The 19,823-nt window shown below is 64.6% G+C and carries 19 protein-coding genes; 7 read left to right on the forward strand and 12 right to left on the reverse strand.

Annotated elements, in window-relative coordinates; translation table 11 throughout:
- A partial coding sequence (locus EGJ86_RS25185; RefSeq protein ID WP_218565882.1) for a hypothetical protein occupies positions 1-183 on the forward strand: 183 nt, incomplete at its 5' end.
- A 403-nt stretch (positions 184-586) separates the two neighbouring features.
- Here the strand turns inward: EGJ86_RS25185 and EGJ86_RS07950 are convergent.
- The 11 genes from EGJ86_RS07950 to glyQ form a co-directional block, all read right to left on the reverse strand.
- The gene (locus EGJ86_RS07950) at positions 587-1,738 is read right to left on the reverse strand and encodes a GGDEF domain-containing protein (RefSeq protein ID WP_125834695.1); all 1,152 of its coding nucleotides are present in this window, start codon (positions 1,736-1,738) and stop codon (positions 587-589) included.
- A gap of 68 nt (positions 1,739-1,806) precedes the next feature.
- The gene (locus tag EGJ86_RS07955; protein ID WP_125834696.1) at positions 1,807-2,739 is read right to left on the reverse strand and encodes a phosphatidate cytidylyltransferase; all 933 of its coding nucleotides are present in this window, start codon (positions 2,737-2,739) and stop codon (positions 1,807-1,809) included.
- 1 nt (position 2,740) lies between these two features.
- Positions 2,741-3,364 (reverse strand): 1-acyl-sn-glycerol-3-phosphate acyltransferase, encoded by a 624-nt coding sequence (locus tag EGJ86_RS07960; protein WP_074938679.1) that lies wholly within the window; start codon positions 3,362-3,364, stop codon positions 2,741-2,743.
- Positions 3,365-3,373: 9 nt separating this feature from the next.
- Positions 3,374-3,808, reverse strand: a complete 435-nt coding sequence (locus tag EGJ86_RS07965) for a hypothetical protein (protein ID WP_125834697.1) — start codon at positions 3,806-3,808, stop codon at positions 3,374-3,376.
- Positions 3,798-5,135: a phosphatase PAP2/dual specificity phosphatase family protein gene (locus EGJ86_RS07970; protein WP_177432798.1), complete on the reverse strand. Its 1,338-nt coding sequence runs from the start codon at positions 5,133-5,135 to the stop codon at positions 3,798-3,800. Before EGJ86_RS07970 ends, EGJ86_RS07965 begins: the two co-directional genes overlap by 11 nt.
- Positions 5,135-6,889 carry a bifunctional alpha/beta hydrolase/class I SAM-dependent methyltransferase gene (locus tag EGJ86_RS07975; RefSeq protein WP_125834698.1) on the reverse strand — a complete coding sequence of 585 codons (1,755 nt, stop codon included), beginning with the start codon at positions 6,887-6,889 and terminating at the stop codon, positions 5,135-5,137. Before EGJ86_RS07975 ends, EGJ86_RS07970 begins: the two co-directional genes overlap by 1 nt.
- Positions 6,890-6,915: 26 nt before the next feature.
- Positions 6,916-7,521, reverse strand: a complete 606-nt coding sequence (locus EGJ86_RS07980) for a CDP-alcohol phosphatidyltransferase family protein (RefSeq protein ID WP_125834699.1) — start codon at positions 7,519-7,521, stop codon at positions 6,916-6,918.
- Positions 7,522-7,764: 243 nt separating this feature from the next.
- The gene (locus EGJ86_RS07985) at positions 7,765-8,532 is read right to left on the reverse strand and encodes a 1-acyl-sn-glycerol-3-phosphate acyltransferase (protein WP_074677282.1); all 768 of its coding nucleotides are present in this window, start codon (positions 8,530-8,532) and stop codon (positions 7,765-7,767) included.
- 13 nt (positions 8,533-8,545) lie between these two features.
- Positions 8,546-9,076, reverse strand: coding sequence for a D-glycero-beta-D-manno-heptose 1,7-bisphosphate 7-phosphatase (gene gmhB / locus EGJ86_RS07990; RefSeq protein ID WP_125834700.1), 531 nt, complete (start codon positions 9,074-9,076; stop codon positions 8,546-8,548).
- A gap of 69 nt (positions 9,077-9,145) precedes the next feature.
- Positions 9,146-11,200, reverse strand: coding sequence for a glycine--tRNA ligase subunit beta (gene glyS, locus EGJ86_RS07995; RefSeq protein ID WP_125834701.1), 2,055 nt, complete (start codon positions 11,198-11,200; stop codon positions 9,146-9,148).
- Complete coding sequence (gene glyQ / locus EGJ86_RS08000) at positions 11,197-12,189, reverse strand: glycine--tRNA ligase subunit alpha (RefSeq protein ID WP_125834702.1); 993 nt, start codon at positions 12,187-12,189, stop codon at positions 11,197-11,199. The genes glyS and glyQ overlap by 4 nt, the downstream gene beginning before the upstream one ends.
- Positions 12,190-12,360: 171 nt before the next feature.
- Here glyQ and EGJ86_RS08005 point away from each other — a divergent pair, with 171 nt between their 5' ends.
- The 6 genes from EGJ86_RS08005 (at position 12,361) to EGJ86_RS08030 (ending at position 18,869) form a co-directional block, all read left to right on the forward strand.
- The gene (locus tag EGJ86_RS08005; RefSeq protein WP_013713200.1) at positions 12,361-12,915 is read left to right on the forward strand and encodes a DNA-3-methyladenine glycosylase I; all 555 of its coding nucleotides are present in this window, start codon (positions 12,361-12,363) and stop codon (positions 12,913-12,915) included.
- Complete coding sequence (locus EGJ86_RS08010; protein WP_115298774.1) at positions 12,912-13,520, forward strand: pyridoxamine 5'-phosphate oxidase family protein; 609 nt, start codon at positions 12,912-12,914, stop codon at positions 13,518-13,520. The genes EGJ86_RS08005 and EGJ86_RS08010 overlap by 4 nt, the downstream gene beginning before the upstream one ends.
- A gap of 55 nt (positions 13,521-13,575) precedes the next feature.
- Positions 13,576-14,463 carry a lysophospholipid acyltransferase gene (locus EGJ86_RS08015; RefSeq protein WP_115298775.1) on the forward strand — a complete coding sequence of 296 codons (888 nt, stop codon included), beginning with the start codon at positions 13,576-13,578 and terminating at the stop codon, positions 14,461-14,463.
- 129 nt (positions 14,464-14,592) lie between these two features.
- Positions 14,593-14,859 carry a PilZ domain-containing protein gene (locus EGJ86_RS08020; RefSeq protein ID WP_115290296.1) on the forward strand — a complete coding sequence of 89 codons (267 nt, stop codon included), beginning with the start codon at positions 14,593-14,595 and terminating at the stop codon, positions 14,857-14,859.
- A 118-nt stretch (positions 14,860-14,977) separates the two neighbouring features.
- The gene (gene mprF / locus EGJ86_RS08025; RefSeq protein WP_125834703.1) at positions 14,978-17,614 is read left to right on the forward strand and encodes a bifunctional lysylphosphatidylglycerol flippase/synthetase MprF; all 2,637 of its coding nucleotides are present in this window, start codon (positions 14,978-14,980) and stop codon (positions 17,612-17,614) included.
- A 1-nt stretch (position 17,615) separates the two neighbouring features.
- On the forward strand, positions 17,616-18,869 hold the full coding sequence (locus EGJ86_RS08030) for a virulence factor family protein (protein WP_372237963.1): 1,254 nt from the start codon (positions 17,616-17,618) through the stop codon (positions 18,867-18,869).
- Between the two features lie 160 nt (positions 18,870-19,029).
- Here EGJ86_RS08030 and ehuA read toward each other — a convergent pair whose 3' ends face one another.
- Positions 19,030-19,809: an ectoine/hydroxyectoine ABC transporter ATP-binding protein EhuA gene (ehuA, locus tag EGJ86_RS08035; RefSeq protein ID WP_106734796.1), complete on the reverse strand. Its 780-nt coding sequence runs from the start codon at positions 19,807-19,809 to the stop codon at positions 19,030-19,032.
- Positions 19,810-19,823: the final 14 nt, after the last annotated feature.

Genomic DNA, 19,823 nt, shown 5'->3' on the forward strand with positions numbered 1-19,823 from the left:
GAAGCAGTTGAACACCTGGGTCAGTTTTCAGTCGGCAGAACAGCCTCTACTGGGTCAGTTTTCGGTCAGCGGCAACAGGGCTTACGGAAAAAGCCATTTGTTCCGGTCATTTCGACGGAAAATGCCACTTTATCTGGCTCAATCATGCCAATAATGGTGCCCATTTTTCATGTAAGTCATTGATTTTTATAGAGTGGCGAATGTCACCTTTATCGCCCGTCGACATGCGCTTGTGCTGCTGAAGTAGAGTCAAACAAACCCCGGCCTGTGTGCCGGGGTTCTCATTTTGGCCTCTATAGCAAAAAGCTTACACGGCAACGAGCAGAGGGCCTCTCCCCTTTTATGTGAGTCATGGCTAATCTACACACACCTGCCGGGAACTGGATGTCCCGGGTCACGGAAGACAGACCGCGCCAGGACGGCAAACGACAGAATGTTGGAAGGTCTTAAAAAACCCGCTTTGGCGGGTTTTTTGTTGCCTACAGAAAAGTAACAGGCCCTGAACATTCTCAGTCAGGCACGATTCAGCTCTACCAGAGGAAAGCGTTGGTCTCCGACAGACCAACGATCAGGCAGAAAGCACTTTTTAATCTGCCATAGCCAGAACCTGTGTGTTACGCCCGGCATGCTTGGCGTGATAGAGCGCGGTGTCGGCCTTGAGCAGCATGCCGGTGATGTCCTCGGCGACGGGGCTGGTGCTGCCGTAAACACCGGCGCTGAAGCTCAAGTCGATGGTTTTTTCGTCGACCTGCGCCGGGTGCAGGGTCAGGGATTGGCGGAGCTGATCGACCAGCTCCAGCGCGCCGTTGGCGTCGGTGCCGGGCAGGATCAGCAGGAATTCCTCGCCACCATAACGGCCGATGCTGTCGTTACGCCGCAGCCGCTGCTGAAGATGGTCCGCGCAGTGCCTGAGCACGTCATCGCCGACCAGATGGCCGTGGCTGTCGTTGATCTGTTTGAAGTGATCCAGATCGAGCATGGCGATGGACAGCGGTGTGTGCTGGCGGCGAGCGCGCTCCAGCTCGTCGGTAAGTCGTTCGAGTATCGCCAGGCGATTGGGCAGCCGGGTAAGCGTGTCGCGCAGGGCGGTTTGGCGCAGCTCCGATTCGATGCGCTCGCGCGACAGCAGCACCAGGCCGAAGGAGAACATGATGATGGTGGCGGCGCCAAGGGCGACCGATACGGTCTGCTTCAGGTTGCTGACGTCGTAGTGCATCTCCGCCGGCGCACCGCTGAGGATGACCACCACGCGAATGCCCAGGCCGAACAGGCTGATGCCTGCACCTATCATCAAGATGCGATGGGCGCGCCCACCCTGCACGGCATGGAGACGGCTCAAACGCAGGATCACCAGGCATTGGCTGAACAGCAGCAGGCAGGCCACCAGTTGGCGGGGTTCCTGAGTGTCGATTAGCAGGCTGAGCAGCACGCCCAGTAGAAGCGGGAAGGCAAAGGCCAGCCGCCAGGGCGGGCGCCGGCCATGGATCAGCGGCAGGCTAACCGTGTAGAACGCCAGCGCGATAGACAGCAGCGTATTGGCCACCACATAGGTCAGCCACATCGAGGCCTGCCCGAACAGAGTGAAGCCGATGTAGGCCAGTGCATGGGAGAGCATGCCAAGCCCGGTGGTGAGCATGCCGTCGCGATGACGCAATTGGCCAACCAGGATCAGGCAGCTGCCCATGATCACGGCGACCAGCGCGACGGCTCCGAATAGTGTCTGGGTATGGGCGACCATATCGGCCTTCTGGCTCTTGAGGATTGCTTAACTCTAGTGCAATCCCCAGCCACATTGCTCGCGTTCGATCAGGACCACCAGTAGCGCACCATATGGAAGAACACCGGTGCGGCGAAACAGACCGAATCAAGGCGGTCGAGCATGCCGCCGTGGCCTTCGATCATGTGGCCCCAGTCCTTCACTCCACGGTCGCGTTTGATCGCCGACATCACCAGGCCGCCGGCGAAGCCGAGGATACACACCAGCAGTGCGAACAGAGCGGCCTGCCAGAACGCGAAAGGTGTGATCCAGCACAGCATGGCGCCGATCAGCGTGGCCAGGGCTACGCCACCGACAAAGCCTTCCACGGTTTTCGAGGGCGAGAGATTCGGCGCGATCTTGTGTTTGCCGGCCAGCTTGCCGCAGACGTACTGCAGCACGTCGGAGAGCTGCACGACGATGATCAGCCAGGCGATCAGCAGCAGATTGCGCCCCTCGTAGCCGGGAATGTCCAGGGTCAGCAGCGCTGGCACGGAGGAGATGCAAAACACCGCGATCATCAAGCCCCACTGCACCTTGGCCGCGCGCTCCAGATAGCGTGTGGTGTCGCCGCCCAGCGAGGCGAGGATCGGCAGCAGCAGGAACAGGTAGACCGGGATGAAGATGGCGAACAACCCGTACCAACCGAAGGCGATCAGCAGGTACTGCATCGGTAGGGCGAAATAGAAGGCTGCCACCAGAGCCGGGTAGTCGCTGCGCCGGGTCGGCGTCAGCGTCATGAACTCGCGCAGCGCATAGAAGGAGACGAAGTAGAACAGCAGGATCACGCCATTGTTGCCGAACAGGAAGGCGATGCCGATCACCAGCACCATCACCCACCAGGCGTTGATCCGCGCGTTGAGGTTGTCGATCACCGGGTTGGGCTGATCGCCACTGCGCCGCTTGAGGACGAAGCCGACCAGGCTGGCCAGCAACAGCAGGGCACCGATACCGGCGAACAGCAGCAAAGTGTTGTTATCCATCTCAGGCCTCCTCGGGTGCCAGTGCCAGCAGGGCGTTACGCGCGCGTTCCAGGAAGGCGTCTTTGCCCTCCCCCTCGATGGGCTCCAGCGCCGCACCGAAGCTCAGGGTGCACAGCAGCGGCAGTGGCAGCGCGCGGCCCTTGGGCATCACCCGGTTGAGGTTGGCGATCCACACCGGCACCAGCTCCACGTCCGGCCGCGCTTGGGCCAGGTGATAAAGGCCGCTCTTGAACGGCAGCAACGGTTCGTCGCCGAGGTTACGTGTGCCCTCGGGGAAGATGATCAGCGAGTCGCCGCCGTCCAACGCATCGAGCATCGCCTGCAGCGGGTTGACCCCTTCCTCCTTGCGCTCGCGGTCAACCAGCACACCGTTGAACACCTTGTTGATCAGAAAGCTGCGCACCCCTGGCTTCTGCCAGTAGTCGGCGCCGGCCACCGGCCTGGTGCGCTTGCGCAGCTCCGGTGGCAGTGAGGCCCAGAGCAGGACGAAATCGCCATGGCTGCTGTGGTTGGCGTAGTACAGACGTTGCGTCGCCTGCGCGGTGCTGCCGAGCCACAGGGCTCGGGCACCGGTCAGCAGGCGAGCTGCCGAGGTGATGGCGAAAGCGGTCAATGCAGCGAGCATGGCGACTCCTTAAGCGAAAACGATGAAGAACCCGAGTACGACGATGACGATCTGTAGCAGCAGACACAGCGCCTGTTTGCGTAGCAGGCCGAGTGCGCCCTGAGAGCGAAGGCTCCAGGTGCGGCCAGCCTGCTGGGCATTTTGCAGGCCCAGATTCTGTAGGGCCTGATCCAGTGCGTGAGTCTGGCTGTCGAGTTGTTCGCCGGCTTCAGCCAAGCATTGGAACAGCTCGGCATCCAGTGCCACGCGCAGCGCCCAGTACTTTTCGGCCAGGCCGGCGATCAGCAGCGACGCGCAGATCAGCGCCAGGATCAGGCTCGCGGGGGCGCAAAGCCAAGGCGCCAGGCCAAAGACCACGGCGACCAGGCTCAGCGCGCTGGAGCAATGATCGAGGCTGCGCCCCCGTCGCAACAGTGCCGCGACCAGCATGAGATCAGCCTGCATGGGCGACCTCCAGTTTCGCTCCGGCATCGAGCATGTCCTGCAGCGCGGCCAGGTGCTGCGGGCCAAGCACGATCTGCGGCCGCGCCTGGCGGATCAGCTCCACGGCCGCTTCCACGCTCTGGCAGCGGCCGCTATGCAGCAGCCAGGCCGCCACGGCGGTGGCGCTGCGCGAGTAGCCCAGCGCACAGCAAACCAGTACTGGGCCCTTGTGGCGTAGCCGTTCGATAGCCTCGGCGGCGTGTTGGCAAGTGAGCGCATCCGGCGCCACCAGATCCAGTGACGGCAGGCTGCAGTAGTGCTGTGGCGGGTGCCACAGCGGCAGTTCGGCGCAGAGATCGACCACGGCTGCATAGCCATCGAGATCGCCCGTGGCGGGCAGACGGCCGAGGTCGATGCCTTCCACCACCTGGCTTGGCCCAGGCTGGCGGTATGTCCACAGCCGCGAATTGATCCAGGCGCCGAGCAGATAGGGGGCGAGCAACGCCGTGGCGGCCGGGCTGAGGCGGCCGGAGGCCTGCTTCTGGAAACCGCCAGCACCGAACAGCAGGTAGTTGAGCGCAACCAGCGCCAGTGAAGCCGCCGGCCAGAACAGCCACAGCCAGGTACCGCCCAGCTTGACTGCGAGCACGGCGCATAGCGTTGCGCCAAGCCCGTAGCGCATAGCCAGGCGCCAACGGCGCGGATCGCTGGCCAGGCGTGTCTGCTTCAGCGGCGTATCATCCTGCAGCGGTAGCAGCCACAGGCAGAGGAACCCGGCCAGCAGCCCGGTGGGCACGTCGATGAAGTGGTGCTGCCAGGTGGTCAGCACGGAAATGCCGATCAACGCCATCCACCCGTGCAGCAGGCCACGCCAGAACGGGCCGCGGGTGTGATTGGCGAACATCGCCCAGATGATCACCAGCAGGGTGATATGCAGCGACGGCGCCTGGTTGAAGGGTTTGTCGAAGCCCATCAGTACGTCGAACATCAGACCGAAGGTGCCGTCCAGCGGCGGCCGCTCGAAGGTGAAGCGCAGCGGCCAGAGCAGGAAGCAGGCCACGCAGATCACCTGCGCGGCGAGCAGGCGCAGGGCATGGCGATCCATCTCGCGGCGGCAGGCCGGCAACAGGAAGGACAGGCCATAGAGCAGGTCGATCGACCAGTACGGCACGATGCTCCAGGGCCACAGCGGTATCTGCGGCTCCCAGGCGAAGACCAGGCTGCCGACATCCTCGCGTTGCCCGGTGAACCAGTTGGCGAAGCCGTAGCTGGCGAAGAACAGCGGGCCGAGCAACAGCAGCCAGAGTACGCCGCGCTTCCACAATCCTTGTTCGCGGGCGTGCTCCATCACTTCACCCGTTGTGCCAGGGACACGCTGAAGATGCCCCACTGGTCGATGCGTTGTGCCACCTTGCGGAAACCGGCTGCTTCCACCAACTGGTCCATTTCTGCCTGGCTGCGCCGGCGCATGACCCAGGCCTGGCCGTCGCGGTGGCTGGTCAGGGCGCGGGCGATCAGTTCCAGCTGCGGGTGCCAGGGCTGGCCGGTGTAGACCAGATAACCGCCCTCCTCGACCGCCGCTGCCAGCCCTGCCAGCGAGTCGCCGACCATCTGGTTGCTGCCGAACAGCTCGTACAGGCCGGAGACCACCGCCAGGGTCGGTTTCGGCTCGAGCGCGGCGAGATCCTCACGGTCGAAGGCATCGCCTTTGACGAAGCGGGCGATGTCGCCCAGGCCCTTCTGCTCGATCAGCGCATTGCCGTCGCGCACGTTGATGTCGCTGTAGTCGCGCAGCAGGATCGAGTCGGGGCGCTGCTGCTGGCCTTCCAGCGATTCGAGGATGTAGCGGCCGTGGCCGGCGGCGATATCGACGATGCGCACTGCCCTGCCCGCCTCGCGCAACCTGGCCATGGCCAGGCGCAGCAGTTCCTCGGCGTGCAGCTTGCGCTGACGAATGCCGCGCCAGCCGATGGAGTCCAGGTAGTTCTGGTCGATCAACCGGCCCAGCGCACCCTTGCCGGTGGGCTGGTTGCGGTAGACGTAATCGAGCGTACTGCCGGAGTCGAAACCGGTGTCGAAGCCCAGCTTCACGCCGGCTGACAGGCTGCTGCCCAGGCGCATGCCGGCGCGGGTGGCGCGCCAGTAGAGGTCGCGCAACGAGCGTTTTGGCAGCGGCGCGGCCAGCTCTTCGGCTTCGGCGCAGGTGGCGCCCAGACGATCGGCATCGAGCAGCGAGGGGCGCGTTAGCGGTTCCTCGAAGTTGCGCAGGATGAAGCGCCGCGCGCGGCTCAGGGCGTGGGCGCGGTCGCGTTCACCGAGGGTGTCGTGGAAGAAGCCCGGTAGCAGGTGCTTTTCCTTGCGCAGGCTGCCGAGGCGCTCGAAGAAGTCTTCCTGCGGCTTGCGGTGGACGACGAAGTCGGCGCCGGAGATCAGCAGCTGGGTCGGCACCTGGATCGCCTGGGCGTCGGCGACGATGCGGTCGGCGGCCTCGTACAGGCCGAGCAGCATGGTGACCGAGATGGGCCGGGCGATCAGCGAGTCATTCTCGAAGGAGGCGATGCGCTCGGGATCATGGCTGAGATAGCGCGCCTTCACGTAGCTGTTGACGAAGAAGTTGCCGCGCCAGGCGTGCAGCAGCTTCAGACCGGGGCGGGCGAAGGGCACGTAGAGCTTGACCTTGAAGGCCGGCGAGGCGAGTACCAGGCAACGCACCTTGGGCGCGTAGTCGTGGGCCCAGGTGGAGATGATCACCGCGCCGACACTCTGCGCCACCACCGCCAGGTCCTGTTCGGCGATGCCGTGTTGTGCGCCGATATGCTCGACGAAGGTCTGCACGTCACGCACGTTGGTGGCGAAGCTCGGACTGTCGCCGCGTGCGCCGGGCGAAAGTCCGTGGCCACGGGCATCCCAGGCGAAAAAGTCGCAGTGCGGCAGCTCCAGCTCGTCCACCAGGTGGGCCATGCGTCCACCATGTTCATGGCCACGGTGAAACAATACGACAGCCTGGCGTGGGCCATCGGCGGGCGCTGTCGCCGACCAATGTCGATAGCTCAGCTCGACGCCGTCATGAGTGGTAAAGGTGTGAAGCTGTACGGGGCGCATGGAATCTCCTTATTCCGTAGAACGGGTCAGACCGCTTCGGCCAACCCGTGGCGAACGCGGTTGTAGAGGGTATAGAGCAGCAGGGCGAGGATCAGGGCCAGCAGCAGGTTGATCCACAAGGCTGGGAGCAGGCCGCTGGCGACGCCAGCGCCGAGCACGCCGAAGCAGAAGGCGCGGTCACTCTTGCCCATCGGCCCGTCATAGCGGCGTGAGGCGCCGACCATGGGCCCGAGCACGCCAGCGTATTCGCTGATCACCGCCATCACCACCACGACAATCACCAGCAGCGGCGAGACGCCTGCCAGCAAGGCGAAGGGCAGATACAGGGCGCTGTCGGCGATCACGTCGCAGAGTTCATTGAGGTAGGCGCCGAGCTTCGATTGCTGGCCGAATTCGCGGGCGAGCATGCCGTCGACGGCGTTCAGCGCCATGCGCAGCAGCATCCACAGGGGAATCAGGGCGAACAGCCAGGTGATGTGACTGAAGGCCGCGAGCAGGGCGCCCAGCAGCACGGAGACGAGGGCTGCAGCCAGAGTGACCTGATTGGCGGTGACGCCGCGTGCATAAAGACGTTCGACGCCGGGGCGCAGCAGGTTCTGGAAGGCGGGTTTGAGCTGGTAGATCGATGGCATGGCAGTGAATTCCCTTTACTGATCCAATCTTCGGCCATTGCCGCAGGTGAGACTGTGAGCCCATCGAGGTAGACGCGGCTTTATCGACGGCGGGTGCCCGCTGGAAGCCAAATCGCTACATCTGAGCCACAACTTATACCCCGCCGCGGGATTTTCCTAGCGCTGGTGATTCGCCAGGAAAATCAGTTTGATGCAGGCAATGATGGCGCTTTGATTGCATTTCCTGCACAGCTTATCCACAGATCAGGCGGTTTCGCCCAGGCGGCTCAGCTGCGGCTCTTCGCCGCGCAGTTCGGTCTGTTGCTGGCGTACCCACTGAAAAGCACGTTCGTTGAGCTCGGCGATGGCGCGCGGGCCTTCACCCTCGGCGTACATCGGCTGGCCGATGATGACCTGAATGGTGCCCGGGCGCTTGCCCCAGCCGGCCTTGGGCCAGAATTCACCGGCGTTGTGGGTGATGGGCAGTACCGGCAGGCCGGCATTCACTGCCAGGGCGGTGCCGCCACGGGAGAACTTGCCGATCTGGCCTGGCGGAATTCGCGTGCCCTCGGGGAACACCAGCACCCAGGCGCCCTGCTTGAGGCGCTCATCGCCCTGCTTGGCCAGTTGCTTGAGCGCTGCCTTGGGGTTGCTGCGGTCGATGGCGATGGGCTTGAGCAGCGCCATGCCCCAGCCGAAGAAGGGCACGCGCAGCAGTTCACGCTTGACCACCTGCGACAGCGGCTCGAAGAAGCCGGAAAGGAAGAAGGTTTCCCAGGTGCTCTGGTGGTTGGCGAGGATCACGCAGGGGCGCTCTGGGATGTTCTCCAGGCCGCGCACTTCATAGCGAATACCGACGATCACCTTGGCCAGCCACACGGCGCAGTTGCACCAGGCCTGGACGACGAAGCGGTAACGCCAGCGAAACGGCAGCAAGGGCGCGACCACCAGGCTGATCAGGCACCAGAAGAACGAGCTGGCCGACAGCAGCAGGTAGAAAAGCGTGACTCTGAAAGCCTGCACTATCGCCATGAAACTTCACACCTTATGAGAGCAGTTGATCGGCGACAGCCGCCAGATCATCGAATACCAGAGTTCCTGGCGGCAGTGGCTTGGCCAGGGTGCGTTCGCCCTTGCCGGTTTTCACCAGCACGGGCTGACAATCGACGGCCAGCGCGGCCTGCAGGTCACCGCTGCTGTCGCCGACGAACCAGATTCCTGCCAGTTCCGTGGCGTAGTGCGCGGCGATCTGCTGGAGCATGCCCGGTTTCGGTTTGCGGCAGTCGCAGCCGTCGTCCGGCCCGTGCGGGCAATGCACGATCAGACCGACCTCACCGCCCTGCTCGGCCACCAGCTGGCGCAGGCGCGTGTGCATCGACTCCAGGGTCGCCAGGTCGTAATAGCCACGGGCGATGCCGGACTGGTTGGTGGCCACGGCCACCGTCCAGCCCGCCTTCGACAGACGTGCGATGGCGGTGATCGACGATGGGATCGGAATCCACTCGTCGAGCGTCTTGATATAGGCGTCGGAGTCTTGGTTGATGACACCGTCGCGGTCGAGGATCAGCAGTTTCATGCAGCCACGCCAGAAGCAGAGGTGGAAACGAACGCTGGCCGCGAAAACCTTCGCGGCCAGCGCCTGGCGTCAGCCCAGTACCGAGATGTCCGCCACGCCAAGGAACAGCCCGCGCAGACGAGCCAACAGGGCGTAACGGTTGGCGCGCACGCGCGCGTCTTCGGCATTGACCAGCACCGCCTCGAAGAAGGCGTCCACCGGCTCACGCAGGCTGGCCAGCTTGGCCAGGGCCTCGTTGTACTGGCGGGCGGCGGCCAGCGGTTGCACCGCGTGGTCGGCTTGCTGGATGGCGGCGTGCAGGGCGAACTCGCTGGGGTTGTCGAAGTAGTGCGCCTCGACCTGGGCGGCGATGCCACCTTCGGCTTTGCTCAGCAGGTTCGATACACGCTTGTTGGCGGCGGCGAGGGCAGCGGCTTGCGGCAGCTTGCGGAAGGCCTGCACGGCCTGCACGCGCTGGTCGAAGTCCAGCGGCGAGGTCGGGCCCACCGCACGCACCGCCTGGTACACGGCGACCTCGATGCCTTCGTCTTCGTAGCGCGCACGCAGACGGTCGAAGATGAACTCCAGCACCTGAGCTGCCAGACCGTCGCTCTTGATCTTGCCGGCATACTGGGCGACGGCGAAGTCGACCGCAGTGGCCAGGTCCAGATCCAGGCCCTTTTCGATCAGGATGCGCAGCACACCGAGGGCGGCGCGACGCAGAGCGTAGGGGTCCTTCGAGCCGGTCGGCAGCATGCCGATGCCGAAGATGCCGACCAGGGTATCGAGCTTGTCGGCCACGGCCACCGCGGCACCGGTCAAAGTGCTCGGCAGTTCGGCACCGGCACCGCGCGGCATGTACTGCTCGTTCAGGGCCAGGGCGACGTCTTGCGGTTCACCGTCGTTGAGCGCGTAGTAGTAGCCGGCAATGCCCTGCATTTCCGGGAATTCGCCGACCATCTCGGTGGCCAGGTCGCATTTGGACAGCAGACCGGCGCGGGCGGCGCGCTGGGCGTCGCCACCGACTTCGCGGGCGATGAAACCGGCGAGCGCCGATACGCGCTGGGCCTTGTCGAATACCGAACCCAGCTGGGCCTGGAACACCACGTTGGCCAGGCGCTGGTTGAAGTCTTCGAGCTTCTGCTTCTTGTCCTGCTTGAAGAAGAACTCGGCGTCGGTCAGGCGCGGACGCACGACTTTCTCGTTACCCGAGACGATCTGCGCCGGGTCCTTGGACTCGACGTTGGCCACGGTGATGAAGCGTGGCAGCAGCTTGCCGTTCGCATCGAGCAGGCAGAAGTACTTCTGGTTGTCCTGCATGGTGCTGATCAGCGCCTCCTGCGGCACCTCGAGGAAGCGTTCCTCGAACGAGCAGACCAGCGGCACCGGCCATTCGACCAGGGCGGTGACTTCATCCAGCAGCGCCGGCGGCACGATGGCCGTGCCCTGCTCGGCGGCGGCCAGTTCGTCGACGCGGCGGCTGATGATCTCGCGGCGCTCGGCGAAATCCGCCAGCACGTAGGCGCTGCGCAGGTCTTCGGCGTAGCTGGCCGGGCTGCTGATGCGCACATCGCGGTTGGCGTGGAAGCGGTGGCCGCGGGAGACGCGACCGGCTTTTTGCGCAAGGATCTCGCAGTCGACCACGGCGTCACCGAACAGCATCACCAGCCACTGGGTCGGGCGCACGAATTCGTCGCGGCGTGCGGCCCAGCGCATACGCTTGGGAATCGGCAGGTCGTTCAGCGAGTCCTGCACGATGGTCGGCAGCAGGTTCACCGCCGGCTGGCCGGGGATGTGCTGGGCGAAGCGCAGTTTCGCCCCGCTGCGGTCGAGCTCGGCGATGTCCACGCCGCACTTGCGGGCGAAGCCCAGGGCAGCCTGGGTCGGGTTGCCGTCGGCATCGAAGGCAGCCTGGATGGGCGGGCCGTCGAGGTTCATGCTGCGGTCGGCCTGCTGCTCTTCGAGCTGCTCGATCAGCACCGCCAGGCGGCGCGGCGCTGCATACACGCGGCTGGCGGTGTAGCCCAAGCCGGCGCCCTTGAGGCCTTTCTCGATACCGGCGAGGAAGGCGTCACCGAGGCTTTTCAGCGCTTTCGGTGGCAGTTCTTCGGTGCCCAGTTCGACCAGGAAATCTTTCGCACTCATGCTTGCGCCTCCAGGGTGTTGCCCAGTACTTCGTCTTGCAGGAGACCCGCATCCTTGAGCTTGGCCAGTACTTCGTCACGCAGTTCGGGGGTGGCCATGGGGAAGCCGAGTCGGGCGCGGGCCTGCAGGTAGCTCTGCGCCACGGCGCGCGCCAGGGTACGCACGCGCAGGATGTACTGCTGGCGCGCGGTCACGGAGATGGCGCGGCGGGCGTCGAGCAGGTTGAAGGTGTGCGAGGCCTTGAGCACCATTTCGTAGGTCGGCAGCGGCAGTTCCAGCTCGATCAGACGGTTGGCTTCGCTCTCGTAGAAGTCGAACAGCTCGAACAGCTTCTCGACGTTGGCGTGCTCGAAGTTGTAGGTGGACTGCTCCACCTCGTTCTGATGGAACACGTCGCCGTAGGTCACGGTGCCGAACGGGCCGTCGGTCCAGATCAGGTCGTAGACCGAGTCGACGCCCTGCAGGTACATGGCCAGGCGCTCCAGGCCGTAGGTGATCTCGCCGGTCACCGGGTAGCACTCGATGCCACCAACCTGCTGGAAGTAGGTGAACTGGGTGACTTCCATGCCGTTGAGCCAGATTTCCCAGCCCAGGCCCCAGGCGCCGAGTGTGGGCGATTCCCAGTTGTCTTCGACGAAGCGGATGTCATGCACTTCCGGGTCGAGGCCGATGGCCTTCAGCGAACCCAGGTACAGCTCCTGGAAGTTTTCCGGGTTGGGCTTCAAGACCACCTGGAACTGGTAGTAATGCTGCAGGCGGTTGGGGTTTTCGCCGTAGCGGCCATCGGTGGGGCGACGCGAAGGCTGCACGTAGGCGGCGTTCCAGGTCTCCGGGCCGACGGCGCGCAGGAAGGTGGCGGTGTGGAAGGTGCCGGCGCCCACTTCCATGTCGTAGGGTTGCAGCACCACGCAGCCCTGCTCGGCCCAGTAGTTCTGCAGGGCCAGGATCAGGTCCTGGAAGGTGCGCACGGCAGGCTTGTTCTGGCTCACGAAAAAATCACCTGTGGAGGCTTGCGAGGGAAAGCCGGGGAGTATATCGAAACTCGGCGCAGGCCGCAGGGTACGGCACATCGGCATCATCCCTTGTTGGTAATGACTGTATTTATATCCAGCTGTTTTGTGGTTATAGTCGCCGTTTCATCCTGACCGAGGCTTTCCGCCATGCCCCGTTGCTTCTGGTGTACCGACGATCCGCTGTACCAGGCCTACCACGACGAGGAGTGGGGCGTGCCGCAGCGCGATGCTCGGCAACTGTTCGAGATGCTGCTGCTCGAAGGCGCGCAGGCCGGGCTGTCTTGGATCACCGTGCTGAAGAAGCGCGAGCGTTATCGGCAGGTGCTGCACGGCTTCGATCCGGAGCGTCTGGCGCGCCTCAGTGACGAGGAAATCGAGGTTCTGATGCAGGACCCCGGCATCATCCGCAACCGCCTCAAGCTCAAGGCCGTGCGGCAGAACGCCCAGGCCTGGCTGAAGCTGGAAGACCCGGTAACCTGGCTCTGGTCGTTCGTCGGCGGCGCGCCGAAGATCAACCACTTCAGCGACCGCAGCCAGATGGTGGCGGTGACGCCCGAGGCCGAGGCGATGAGCAAGGCGTTGCGCAAGGCCGGTTTCAACTTCGTCGGGCCGACCATCTGCTATGCCTTCATGCAGGCCACGGGTATGGTGATGGACCACTCCACTGACTGCGACCGCTACGCGCAACTGAAGGGCTCATGACCACCATCACCACCCTGGACGAACTGCAGGCCGTTTACGGCGACAGCCACGAGCGCTCGCGGCGCAAGGAGCTGCCGCGGCTGATCGAACCCTACCGCGCGCTGATCCAGGCCTCTCCCTTCGTGGTGCTGGCCAGCGCTGGCCCGGATGGCCTGGACTGTTCGCCGCGGGGTGATGCACCGGGCTTCGTGCACATCCTCGACGACCAGACCCTGCTATTGCCGGATCGCCCGGGTAACAACCGCATCGACAGCCTGCGCAATATCGTCCTGAACCCACAGGTGGCGCTGTTATTCCTGATTCCGGGCGTCGGCGAGAGCTTGAGGGTCAACGGCCGCGCCGAAATCTCCCTTGATCCCGAGTTGCTGGAACTGGGCCGGGCCCAGGGCAAACTGCCGCGTAGCGTGCTGCGCATCCGCATCGACAGCTGTTACTTCCAGTGCTCCAAGGCGGCGGTGCGTTCCGGACTGTGGGATGCCTCGCGCCAGGTCGAGCGCGCCAGCCTGCCCAGTGCTGGCGATATCTTCCGCTGCATCTATGACGAGTTCGATGTCGAGGCCTACGAGCGAGACATGCAGCAACGCCTTCGGACGAGCCTGTACTGACTGGTCCGCCATGCGCCGCTACAATTGGCGCTTTTCTGAGCGGTTGGAGTCTGTTGTGGAAAAACTCAAGGGCGCCCTGGTGGTGGGTTTCCTGCGCCTGTTCGCGCTGCTGCCCTGGCGCGCCGTGCAGGCTGTGGGCAATGCCATCGGCTGGCTGATGTGGAAGCTGCCGAACGGCTCGCGCGACGTGGTGCGCATCAACCTGAGCAAGTGCTTCCCTGAGCTTAACCAGGCCGAGCTGGACAAGCTGGTCGGGCAGAGCCTCAAGGACATCGGCAAGACCCTGACCGAGAGCGCCTGCGCCTGGATCTGGCCGGCGCACAAATCGCTCGAGCTGGTGCGTGAAGTGGAAGGCCTGGAAGTGCTGCAGCAGGCCCTGGCCTCCGGCAAGGGCGTGGTCGGCATCACCAGCCACCTGGGCAACTGGGAAGTGCTCAATCACTTCTATTGCAACCAGTGCAAACCGATCATTTTCTACCGCCCGCCCAAGCTCAAGGCGGTCGACGAGCTGTTGCAGCAGCAGCGCGTGCAGATGGGTAACCGCGTCGCGCCGTCGACCAAGGAAGGTATCCTCAGCGTCATCAAGGAAGTGCGCAAGGGCGGAGCCGTGGGCATTCCGGCCGACCCGGAGCCAAGTCGTTCGTCGGGTGTTTTCGTACCTTTCCTCGGCACCACCGCGCTGACCAGCAAGTTCGTGCCCGGCATGCTTACCGGTGGCAAGGCAGTCGGTGTGTTCCTGCATGCGCTGCGTCTGCCGGATGGCAGCGGCTACAAGGTGATCCTCGAAGCCGCGCCGGAAGGCATGTACAGCGAGAACGTCGAAGAAGGCGTGGCCGCCATGAGCGAAGTGGTATCGCGCTATGTGCGCAACTACCCGAGCCAGTACATGTGGAGCATGAAGCGCTTCAAGAAACGCCCGGACGGCGAGGCCAAGTGGTACTGACGTACTGCCACTGAGCACGATGATGAACGAAGGCGCCTCGATGGCGCCTTTTTTCTGCCACATGCTGGGCGCCTGGACGCGAATGCGCTATTAAAGGCGACATCGCTCGTCCAATCACATGGAGCTGTCATGCCGAACCAGCGTCAGCAGGTGCGTACCCCGATGAAGTGCCGGATCAAGATCAGCCACCCCAGCTTTGGTGAGCTGTTGGCGCAGACCCGTGACCTGTCCGATAGCGGTGTCTATGTGAAGCACCCGGACATGACCGGCTTGACAGTCGGCACCGAGGTCACCGGCCAGGTGCAGGATCTGCCCTTTCCTGCGCCGGTATTGAAGATGGAAGTGATGCGCGTGGATGCCGAAGGAGCCGGCCTGCGCTTTCTCGGCGAAGCCTGAACGGCATAGCCGGCCGGACGTTCGCAATGAATGTTTCGGATAAATGGAACATTTTGTTACATCTACACTCTGATCAAGGCCTCACTCCGAGATGGCGTCCATCAGAGGCGTTTTCGACATGAGTCGAGCGGTACCCGAACTTCCCGTCCAGGGCGCTGATGCGCCTGATCTGCTTCCTTCCTCTCAACCTGGCTGGCTGCAACGCAATCGCCACCTGATCGGCCTTGGTCTGTCGCTGCTGTTATTCGGCCTGGCGCTGGTCGCCTGCTGGCACCTGGTGCGTGAGATCAACCCGGATCAGGTCCGTGAGTCCCTGGCGGCGGTGTCGCCGCAGGCCTTGTTCGGCGCCTTGCTGGCCACCGTGCTGGGTTTTCTGGTGATGCTCGCCTACGAGTGGTCGGCCAGCCGCTATGCCGACGTCGACCTGCCGCCGCCGACCCTGGCGCTGGGCGGCTTCTGCGCTTTCGCCATCGGTAACGCCGTGGGCCTGTCGGCGCTGTCCGGCGGTTCGGTGCGCTATCGCCTATACGGGCGCAATGGGCTGAGCGCGGGCGATGTGGCACGCATGAGCCTGTTCGCCAGCCTGTCGCTGGGCGTCAGCCTGCCGATTCTCGCGGCGCTGGCAGCCCTGTTCGATCTGGAAGATGCCTCGGGCGCGCTGCGTTTGTCCGAACCCGTGCTGGCAGTGCTGGCCGTTGCGATATTGCTCGCGGCACTGGTCGTGGGGCTGCTGGTCAGCCGTAAACGCCTTGCCGAGCGACCCGCACCCGGTTGCTGGCAAATCGATCTGGGCCGCTTCAGTCTGCGTCTGCCCGGTTTGCGCATGAGCCTGACGCAGCTGTTGATCAGCAGCCTCGATGTACTGATCGCTGCCAGCGTGCTGTATCTGCTGCTGCCCGAGGCGCCGCCTTTCTCCTCCTTCGTGTTGATCTACATGCTGGCACTGGCAGCTGGCGTGCTCAGCCATGTGCCGGGCGGTGTCGGGGTGTTCGAGGCGGTGCTGCTGGCGGCCTTTTCCTCGCGTATCGACCCGGCCGGGCTGGTCGCGGCCATGCTCCTCTATCGTCTGCTCTATGTGATTTTGCCGCTGGTGGCGGCTGGGCTCCTGCTGCTGGCCGCCGAGGCGCGTCGTCTGTGGTTCCCGCGGCAGGTGGCGCGCATGGCCAGTGGTATGGCGGTACCCCTGCTGGCGCTGCTGGTGTTCTGCGCTGGCGCGGTGCTGTTGTTCTCCGGGGTGACGCCGACCATGGACGAACGCTTGGAGGCGTTGGGTTTCCTCATGCCGCCGCAACTTGTGGCCGCCTCGCACCTGGCGGCCAGCCTGGTCGGCACGCTTTGCCTGCTGTTGGCGCAAGGGCTGCGCCGGCGCCTGTCGGCGGCCTGGGCACTGACCCTGGTACTGCTCTGCCTGGGCGTGGTGTTGTCACTGCTCAAAGGCTTCGACTGGCCGGAGGCCCTGGCGTTGGCGGCCATCGCCGGCTTGCTGGCGCTGTTTCGCCGCGAGTTCTACCGACGTAGCCGGTTGATGGACGTGCCGGCCTCCGGTCTGGTGCTGGCGGCCACCGCCGGTGTGATCGCGGCCTCGGTGTGGTTGCTGCTGTTCGCCTATCAGGATGTCGCCTACAGCCATCAGCTGTGGTGGCAGTTCGAGCTGGATGCCAACGCCCCGCGCGGCCTGCGGGCGGCGCTGGGCAGTGCCCTGGTGCTGCTGGCGGTCAGCCTGACCTGGCTGCTGCGCGCCACGCCGCCAAGTATCAGCCTGCCGGACAAGGAGGCGTTGCTGCGCGCCCGTGCCATCGTCCAGGCCTCGCGTCAGCCGGAGGGTGGCTTGGCGCTGAGCGGTGACAAGGCGCTGCTGTTCCATCCCGATAGCGAAGCCTTCCTCATGTATGCCCGTCGCGGGCGCAGCCTGGTGGCACTGTTCGACCCGATCGGTCCGCCGGCGGCGCGTGCCGAGCTGATCTGGCAGTTCCGTGACCTCTGCGACCGCCACCATGCGCGGCCGGTGTTCTATCAGGTGCGCGCGGAGAACCTGCCCGGCTATATCGACATCGGCCTGACCGCGCTGAAGCTCGGCGAAGAAGCGCTGGTGGATCTGAAGACCTTCGACCTGACCAGTAATGGCAAGGAGATGAAGGCGCTGCGCTACACCTGGAACCGTGGTCAGCGAGACGGCCTGAGCCTGGAATTCCACGCCCCTGGCCAGGTGCCGATGGAGGAGTTGCATGCGATTTCCGATGCCTGGCTGGAGGGCAAGAACGTGCGCGAGAAGGGGTTTTCCCTGGGCCGCTTCAGCCCCGAATACCTGGCGCATTTTCGTGTCGTGGTGGTGCGCTTCGAGGGCCGCGCGGTGGCCTTCGCCAACTTGCTGGAATGCGAGACGCGCGCTGTGGCCAGCCTCGATCTGATGCGCGTGCTGCCGGATGCGCCGAAGTCGACCATGGAGTTTCTCATGCTTGGCCTGATCCAGCAGTTTCAGAGCGAGGGCTATGCGCGTTTCAGTCTCGGCATGGTGCCGCTGGCCGGCCTGCAGACGCGCAAGGGTGCGCCGCTGCCGCTGCGTCTCGGCGCGATGGTGTTCGACCGTGGTGAGAGTTTCTACAACTTCCAGGGCCTGCGCCGCTTCAAGGACAAGTTCCTGCCGCAGTGGGAGCCGCGTTACCTGGCCGTGCCGGCCGGGCTCGACCCTTGGGTGGCATTGGCCGACACCGCCACGTTGATCGCGGGCGGCCTGGGTGGACTGGTGAGGCGTTGAGATGAGCAGGACGACAAGGACGCTGGGTGGCGTGTTGTTGGTGGTTGCCCTGGCTGCAGGGGCGGCGGGTTGGTGGTGGTCGATGCGCGGCGCCACGCAGTTCAAGACACTGCAGATTCAGGGTGCCTCGGCGCAACTGCTGAGCCAGGGCGAGGCGCGTCAGCGTGTGCTGCTGCTCGCGCCGGCCGACCAGGCGCTGGACGAAACCACGCTACGCCGCCTTGCCGAAGTGGGCGATCTGCGCCTGCTGCAACTGCCCTTCGTTGCGGGCGACTGCAAGGCGCAACAGCAGCTGATCAGTCAGGCCAGCGAGGCGCTGGGCGGCGCGCCGACCCTGGTCGCCGGTATCGGCCCGGCAGCAGCCTCGGCCTGGCGCTGGCTGGCGGCGCAAAGCGACGACCAGGCTCAGGCGCTGTCGGTCGGCTTCGACCTGGCCAAACCCGATTGCGCCGAGCCGCTGCCCCAAAGGGCGGAGCACGGTCACTGGATCGCCCTGTGGAACGACAACCCGGGTGACGACAACGCCCGCTTCCTGCGTGAACAGGCTAACGGCGAGCCACACATCGGCGCATTGGGCACGCCGCTGCCAACACTGCTGGCTGACCAGCTGCAACACCTGCTTGCTGGCCAGGGCGCGGCGATGCCGGTGATCGAGCATCCCTCGGCGCAACCGGCCGATACCCTGACCCTGTTCTATTCCGGTGATGGCGGCTGGCGTGACCTCGACCGCGCTTCCGCCGAGCACATGGCCGCTGCCGGTTATCCGGTGGTGGGTATCGACACCCTGCGCTACTACTGGCAGCACAAGAGCCCGGAACAGAGCGCCGCCGACCTGTCGCGGCTGATGCAGCAGTACCGCGACAAGTGGCATATCAAGCGCTTCGTGCTCGCCGGCTACTCGTTCGGTGCCGACGTGTTGCCGGCGATCTACAACCGCCTGCCGGCCAGTGATCAGCAGCAGGTCGACACCATATTGCTACTGGCCTTCGCCCGCAGCGGCAGCTTCGAGATCGCCGTCAGCGGCTGGCTCGGCAAGGATGGCGCGGAAGCGGCCACTGGCCCCGAACTGCGCAAGGTGCCGGCGGCCAAGGTGTACTGCATCTACGGCAGCGAGGAAGCAGCCGAGAGCGGCTGCACCGAAGCCGGTGCCCCGGGCGAGCACCTGATGATCAAGGGTGGCCACCACTTCGATGGTGACTACTCCGCGTTGGCGCAGAAGATGCTGGCGGCGATCAAGGCGCGGCGGCTGCGTTAGTTTCGCTGACGCATGCCAACGGATTGCCCTGATTCTGTAGGAGCGGATTCATCCGCGAAAAATCGCGGCTAAAGTCGCTCCTACGGAAACGGCAGAGCGCTCTGAGAGCCGCGACAGCCTTGCTACCCCGTCGCCGCTGAAGCGCCTCCCACAGTCCGTCTCAGTGCGCCTCGTTCACCGCGCTGAGGAACGCCTTCGTCCGTTCCTGCTGCGGGTTGCCGAATAGTTGATCCGGCGTGCCCTGCTCATGGATGCAGCCCTGGTGGAAGAAGCACACGCGGTCGGCGAACTCGCGCGCGAAGCCCATCTGGTGAGTGACCATCAGCATGGTCAGGTTGTGCTCGCTGCCCAGGCGGCGAATCACGTTGAGCACCTCGCCGCACAGTTCCGGGTCGAGTGCCGAGGTCACCTCGTCGAACAGCATCACCTTGGGCCGCATCGCCAGCGCGCGGGCGATGGCCACGCGTTGCTGCTGACCGCCGGAGAGCTGTGAGGGAAAATGGCGCAGCTTTTCGCCCAGACCGACCATCGCCAGCAGGTCCTCAGCGCGTTCTGTCGCTTCTTTCCTGCCCATGCCGAGCACCTGCATCGGCGCCTCGATCACGTTCTGCAGCGCGCACATGTGCGGGAACAGGTTGAAGCTCTGGAACACCATGCCGATCTTGCCGCGCACCTTGCGCTGGTGGCTGGCGCTGGCCGGCACCAGGCGGCCGTCGCGGCCGGGCATGTGGGTCAGCGGCTCGTCATCGACGGCGATCACGCCTTCGTCGATGCTCTCCAGGGTCATCAACGCGCGCAGCAGGGTGGACTTGCCCGAGCCGCTGGGGCCGATGATCGCCACCTTCTCGCCGGGAGCGACATCCAGATTGAGCTTGTTGAGTACGGTGAGGTTGCCGTAACGCTTGGTCACGTCGGTGAAGCGAACGATGGGCTGGGGCATGGAGGAACTCCCTG

The sequence above is a fragment of the Pseudomonas sp. o96-267 genome (assembly GCF_003935465.1).
GTDB lineage: Bacteria > Pseudomonadota > Gammaproteobacteria > Pseudomonadales > Pseudomonadaceae > Aquipseudomonas > Aquipseudomonas sediminis.